Annotated in this window: 8 protein-coding genes; 6 read left to right on the top strand and 2 right to left on the bottom strand. The window is 64.8% G+C overall.

From position 1 onward, the window contains the following. The first annotated feature begins 166 nt into the window (after nucleotides 1-166). On the top strand, nucleotides 167-1294 hold the full coding sequence (locus LCL87_RS25445) for a site-specific integrase (RefSeq protein WP_225024241.1): 1128 nt from the start codon (nucleotides 167-169) through the stop codon (nucleotides 1292-1294). Nucleotides 1295-1756: 462 nt separating this feature from the next. On the opposite strand, the gene LCL87_RS25450 is transcribed toward LCL87_RS25445, so the two are convergent. Continuing rightward, on the bottom strand, nucleotides 1757-2191 hold the full coding sequence (locus LCL87_RS25450; protein ID WP_225024242.1) for an ImmA/IrrE family metallo-endopeptidase: 435 nt from the start codon (nucleotides 2189-2191) through the stop codon (nucleotides 1757-1759). Nucleotides 2192-2228: 37 nt separating this feature from the next. After that, nucleotides 2229-2732, bottom strand: a complete 504-nt coding sequence (locus tag LCL87_RS25455) for a helix-turn-helix domain-containing protein (protein WP_225024243.1) — start codon at nucleotides 2730-2732, stop codon at nucleotides 2229-2231. A gap of 134 nt (nucleotides 2733-2866) precedes the next feature. Here LCL87_RS25455 and LCL87_RS25460 point away from each other — a divergent pair, with 134 nt between their 5' ends. The 5 genes from LCL87_RS25460 to LCL87_RS25480 all read left to right on the top strand — a co-directional run. Next, on the top strand, nucleotides 2867-3163 hold the full coding sequence (locus tag LCL87_RS25460; RefSeq protein ID WP_225024244.1) for a hypothetical protein: 297 nt from the start codon (nucleotides 2867-2869) through the stop codon (nucleotides 3161-3163). Beyond that, nucleotides 3160-3495, top strand: a complete 336-nt coding sequence (locus tag LCL87_RS25465; RefSeq protein WP_225024245.1) for a hypothetical protein — start codon at nucleotides 3160-3162, stop codon at nucleotides 3493-3495. The genes LCL87_RS25460 and LCL87_RS25465 overlap by 4 nt, the downstream gene beginning before the upstream one ends. After that, a complete protein-coding gene (locus LCL87_RS25470) occupies nucleotides 3492-4172 on the top strand; it encodes a lambda exonuclease family protein (RefSeq protein WP_225024246.1) in 681 nt (226 codons plus the stop codon). The genes LCL87_RS25465 and LCL87_RS25470 overlap by 4 nt, the downstream gene beginning before the upstream one ends. A gap of 2 nt (nucleotides 4173-4174) precedes the next feature. Beyond that, complete coding sequence (locus LCL87_RS25475; protein WP_225024247.1) at nucleotides 4175-4807, top strand: hypothetical protein; 633 nt, start codon at nucleotides 4175-4177, stop codon at nucleotides 4805-4807. Continuing rightward, nucleotides 4807-5244: exonuclease domain-containing protein (locus LCL87_RS25480; protein WP_510850863.1), on the top strand; the 438-nt coding region annotated here is incomplete at its 3' end. The genes LCL87_RS25475 and LCL87_RS25480, both read left to right, overlap by 1 nt.

A 5244-nucleotide genomic window follows, 5' to 3' on the forward strand; every position in this document is an offset into this window, starting at 1 on the left:
AGGGGTTCGAGTCCCCTTAGCTCCACCAAGTTTCTGCAGGTCAGAGACGTAAAGCAAGATCAACTGAATAGCCGTCAACGGTAGCGGTCAACAACGAGTCGCACCGAGACGCTACGATCACCTCCCGAGAGGCACTGAACAGTGCCGAACGGGAGGTTTCTTCGTTATGGCGAGCATTCGCGTCCGCACCCGCAAGGACGGCACCTCCTACTCCGCGGTCCTCTACCGGCACTCCGGTCAACAGCGGTCAACATCCTTCGACGACCCACTTGCCGCCGAACGCTTCCGCAACCTCGTCGAACAGGTCGGCCCCGACAAGGCCCTTGAGATCATCGGCGCCACCGAACGAGCCGCGGGGGAGCAGACGGTCACGATGTGGATCACCCACCACATCGACCACCTCACCGGCATCGAGGAAGCCACACGCAATCGGTACCGCCGCTATCTCGAGCTCGACATCAATCCCGTCATGGGCGCACTGCCGCTCTCTGCCGTGACCGAGACGACTATCGCCCAGTTCGTCAACGCACTCACTGCTGCCAAGGCGTCCGGCAAGACGATCAAGAACAAGCACGGCTTCCTCTCCGGCGCCTTTCAAGGCGCAGTGCGCGCCGGTCACCTCGGCGCTAACCCATGCGAAGGCCGCCGGCTCCCGCGGGCCGACGCAGGCAAGGACAACGCCACCTTCCTCACCCCGGAGGAGTTCGCGCTCTTGCGGGACGCGATGACCGAACGCTGGCGTCCGATGACGACCTTCCTCGTGTCGACGGGGATGCGCTACAGCGAGGCCGCGGCACTCACCGTCGGCGACATCGATCCCGACGAGGGGACGGTCCGCATCAACAAGGCGTGGAAGTACACCGGCGACAGCGAACGTCGACTCGGCCCGCCGAAGTCGCGTAAAGGTGTGCGCACCATCAACATTCCGACGCAGGCCGTCACGGCAGCCGGGGACCTCGACCGCCCCTACGACGCGCTAGTGTTCGCCACACAGTCTGGCGACCCGATCTCCGCGCAGCTCTACCACAACAAGGCATGGAAGCCGGCGCTCAAGAAGATCGAGGCCCAACTCGGCGGCAAGACTCCGTCGCCACACGACCTCCGCCACACCTGCGCCTCATGGATGATCGCCGCCGGCGTCCCACTCCCCGTGATCCAGGCCCACCTCGGGCATGAGTCGATCACCACCACCATCGGCGTCTACGGACACCTCGACCGCCGCAGCGCACAAGAGGGCGCCGCGGCCATCGGGGCCGCGCTCGGGGGCTCTAAAGGACCGCAGGTATCAGGATGATGGAGCCGCTGACATGTATGTCTTCATAGCGTCGAAGCTCATGTCAACGGAGAGTCCAGTCATCTTGCAGGTTGCTGCAGTGACACTGCTGACGGAATCCGCAAAGCATTCCGACCCGAAGATTGTGGACCGCACAGAGTCTGCAGCGTCGCGCACGGAAGCGATGTTGTAGTCATCCTTACCCTCGAGAGAGTCGAGGACAGTATTCGCCATCCGGCGCTTTGCTGCAGAGCTATTGATGCAGTCATCCAGCGCGCCCTCGGCCGCACACCTAGAAGCGGAGAGGCTGCTGATCTCAGGGCCATGCGCCGACCAGGCGGCGGCGACAGGCCCCTGACTCTGATCCGCCTGCTCAGTCGCAGCTTCGCTATTGCTACATCCGGCCGCAAGCGCCGCGGCAGCTGCGATGGCTGCTATCCCGGTCAGAGTCCTACGCAACTTGATCCCTCCCCACTCTGCCGATCAAGGCGATCGGCGCTCCAGTTCTGCGTCAATGTAGCGCCGCTCGGCCTCGGTCAGGTTCTGAACCCTGATCTTGAGGCACTCGAGGTCCACCCAGAGTTCCTCGGCGGCCTCGTCGTCGATGCGGTATCGGTTCCAGGCGAGCACGTCGATCAGGTCGTCGATCGAAATCAGCAAGCGCGCCGTGATTCGGTCGACCTCGCGCTCCTCGCGCATCGCGTAGTACGGGTGGTCCGGGACCGGGCCGCGGCCGACGTGGACGATCTCGTGGGCCAGGGTGTACCGGCGCTCTCGCTGATTCGATGTGCGGTCGATCTCGATGCCGTCAGTCGTCCACCGGCCGCGTAAGCCCTCCTCGCCACAGTCGGTGAACCGGACATCGATGTCCGGGTACTTGTCTCGCATGTGTCGCCACGGATGCCATCCCCCCGCCATCCGCCGAGTGTGAGGTAAAGCACCGACAATGAAAACGTTACGCGCCGTCCTCGGGCCCATCTGGATCGGGAAAGTCCTCATCCTGGCGCTCCGTGCGCTTTCGCTTCCGCGCTTCCGTCTCGCCCTCTTGGGCGGCTAGCAGCTCTGGCCCGCTAGCGCTCGATGCAGGCCGTTTCGGACGTGGCTTGATCTTCATGATCCGTCGGCCGACGTCGCCGGCCTTCTCGACGATCTGTCGCTCAGCCAGTCGTCGCGACACCTCGTAGAGCAACTCCTGATCGCTGAGGAGCTTGGGGTCCGGCGCGAGGGCGGTGACCTTGGCCTCCTCGGCGGTGATCACCTCCGCCGCGATCATCGCCTCCATTACAGAGACGTCGAGCGCCTCGGCGACGGCGCGCACCCGATCCGCGGTCGGCTTATGCGCCCCACTCATCCACCGGGACACGATCGACGGCGTAACCCCCGCCTCCGCGGCGAGTCGTGCGGCGTCCCAGCCGCGGTCATCAAGACGTGCGCGTAGGAAGTCGCTCCAGTTCGACATACCCGCAGCGTAACGGGTGAATCCGTTGCGTCAAAGCTGTTGCGTTGTTGCAACGCGTGCGCTAGTGCAACTTACAGAGTCGTGATTTCGTGCGCGAAACCTGTTGCATCAACGCACCTGACTCGCTATGGTGAGTGCGTGAACGCAACCGGTATTCGCACACGAAACTTGGAGGGGATGTGAAGGGCTTTGCGATCAACAAGGCGCGGTTCCTTCGGGAGATGAAGGAGCGCTCCATCCCGGACCCCGCCGCGCTCGCCCGCGAGTTCGGCCTGAACAGGAGCACCACATCGCGAGTTCTCAAGGGGGAGTGCAACGCCGGACCCGAGTTCGTCATGAAGGCCCGCGCCGCTTGGGGGCTTCCGTTCGAGGAGTTATTCAGCGAGCCGAAGTCGCGGAAGAAGCGAGCGCCCGCCGCGAGCGCGGCGTGACCGAAACGAGAAAGCCCGCCCCGGTGCAACGGGACGGGCAGGCACCCACCAACCGGAAGGAAAAGCAGATGCACGACAAGACTACCGCGGAGACGCTGGACGAAGCCATCGCACGCATGAACAACCTCCTCGAGCGTCGCTGGTGGTTCATGGAGGGGTCGCAGGCGCTATTCGGCGGCTGGCGAGTGGCGGCACCACTGCCGACCGGCGTGACGCATCCCGAGATGGACGAGTCGCTCAGCATCGCCGCAGAAGGCCCTGACTTGGCAACCCTCGTCTCGACCGTTGCCAATAAGGTCGCCGAGGCGCTCGCGATGCGAGGTGCGGCATGACCGCCACCTTGACTACTCTGCCGGATCTCGTGCAGGGCACCGACGAATGGCTCGAGCAGCGCCGCGGGATCGTGACCGCATCCGTCGTCGACAAGCTCGTCACCACGAAGACGCTCCAGGTCGCGAGTAACACGGAATCCCGCGGACTGACAGCACTTCTCGCGGCCGAGCGAATCACCGGCTGGTCCGACCCGACGCACATCAGCGACGACATGCTCCGCGGCATCGAGGATGAACCGAAGGCGCGCGCCAAGTACGCCGAGCACTACGCCTTGGTCAAAGAGACCGGATTCATGATCCGCGAAGACGCTGGCGTCAAGCTCGGATACTCCCCGGACGGGCTGGTCGGTGACAACGGACTGATCGAGATCAAGTCGCGCCGACAGAAGATCCACTTGCAGACCATCCTGGCCGACCAGGTGCCGACCGAGAACATGGCGCAGCTCCAGTGCGGACTGCTCGTGTCGGGGCGCGACTGGATCGACTACATCTCCTACTGCGGCGGGATGCCGCTCTGGGTGAAGCGAGTCTTCCCTGACGAGCGCTGGTTCTCCGCGATCACCGCCGCCGTCCGCGCCTTCGAAGAGAACGCCGCCGAGATGATCCGCCTCTACGAGGAGTCGGTCGCCGGCTTCCCTGCCACCGAACGAACCATCGAACTGGAAATGGTGATCTAGTCATGGACCTCACCGAATCAATCGCCCCGAAGTCCGACCAGCTCAACGCCGAGGACCTCCTTGGCGGTCCGCGCACCGTGCAGATCGAGAGCGTCACCAAGGGGTCGGCCGAGCAGCCGGTCAACATCCACCTCGTCGAGTTCCCTGGCCGCCCGTTCCGGCCGAGTAAGACGGTGCGACGCATCCTCGTCTCCGCGTGGGGGCCGGACGCATCCACATACGTCGGCCGCCGGATGTCGCTCTATCGCGACGCCTCGGTGCGCTTCGGTGGCCAGGAGGTCGGCGGAATCCGGGTCAGCCACCTCTCGCACATCGACCAGCGGCTCACCCTCGCCCTCACAGTGACACGGGGCCGACGGACGCCGCACGTCGTCGAGCCGCTACCTGACGCGCCACGGTCGGACGTGACGGTTGATGTCGACAGCTTCATCGCCGCCATCGAAGCCGCGAAGACCAAGGATGCGCTAACGGACCTGTGGCATCAGAGCTCGTCGCTTCCCGAGAGCGACAAGAAGCGCACCAGGGAGCGAATCACAGCCCGCGTCGCCGACCTCGAAGCGCCCGAGCCGGAACTCGGACTAGAGCCCGCCGGCACCCCCGATCCCGAACTGCCCACCGAAACGGAGACCGCCTGATGAACTGGACCACCGCACCGATGGCCGCGTTCGACCTCGAAACCACTGGCCCCATCCCCACGAACGCCCGCATCGTCACCGCGCACCTCGAAACCATCGACGGCAAGGTGACCAGCGGCCGAAACTGGCTCCTGAACCCCCAGCAGGGAATCCCCGAGGGCGCCACCGCGGTGCACGGCATCACGACCGAGCACGCCCGCGAGCACGGACAGGACTACGCCGGCGGCTACGACGAGATTCGCCAGGCCCTCACCGCGGCATGGGATTCCGGTCACGCCGTCGTCGCCTTCAATGCGGCGTACGACCTGACCATCATCGACCGCGAGGGTGTCCGACTCGGCTACCCGCCACTTGAGGTTGGCCTCGTGATCGACCCGTTCGTGATCGACCGGGCGATGGACCCGTACCGCAAAGGCAAGCGCACGCTCGAGGCGACC

Source organism: Prescottella equi, from assembly GCF_020171745.1.
Taxonomy (GTDB): domain Bacteria; phylum Actinomycetota; class Actinomycetes; order Mycobacteriales; family Mycobacteriaceae; genus Prescottella; species Prescottella equi_A.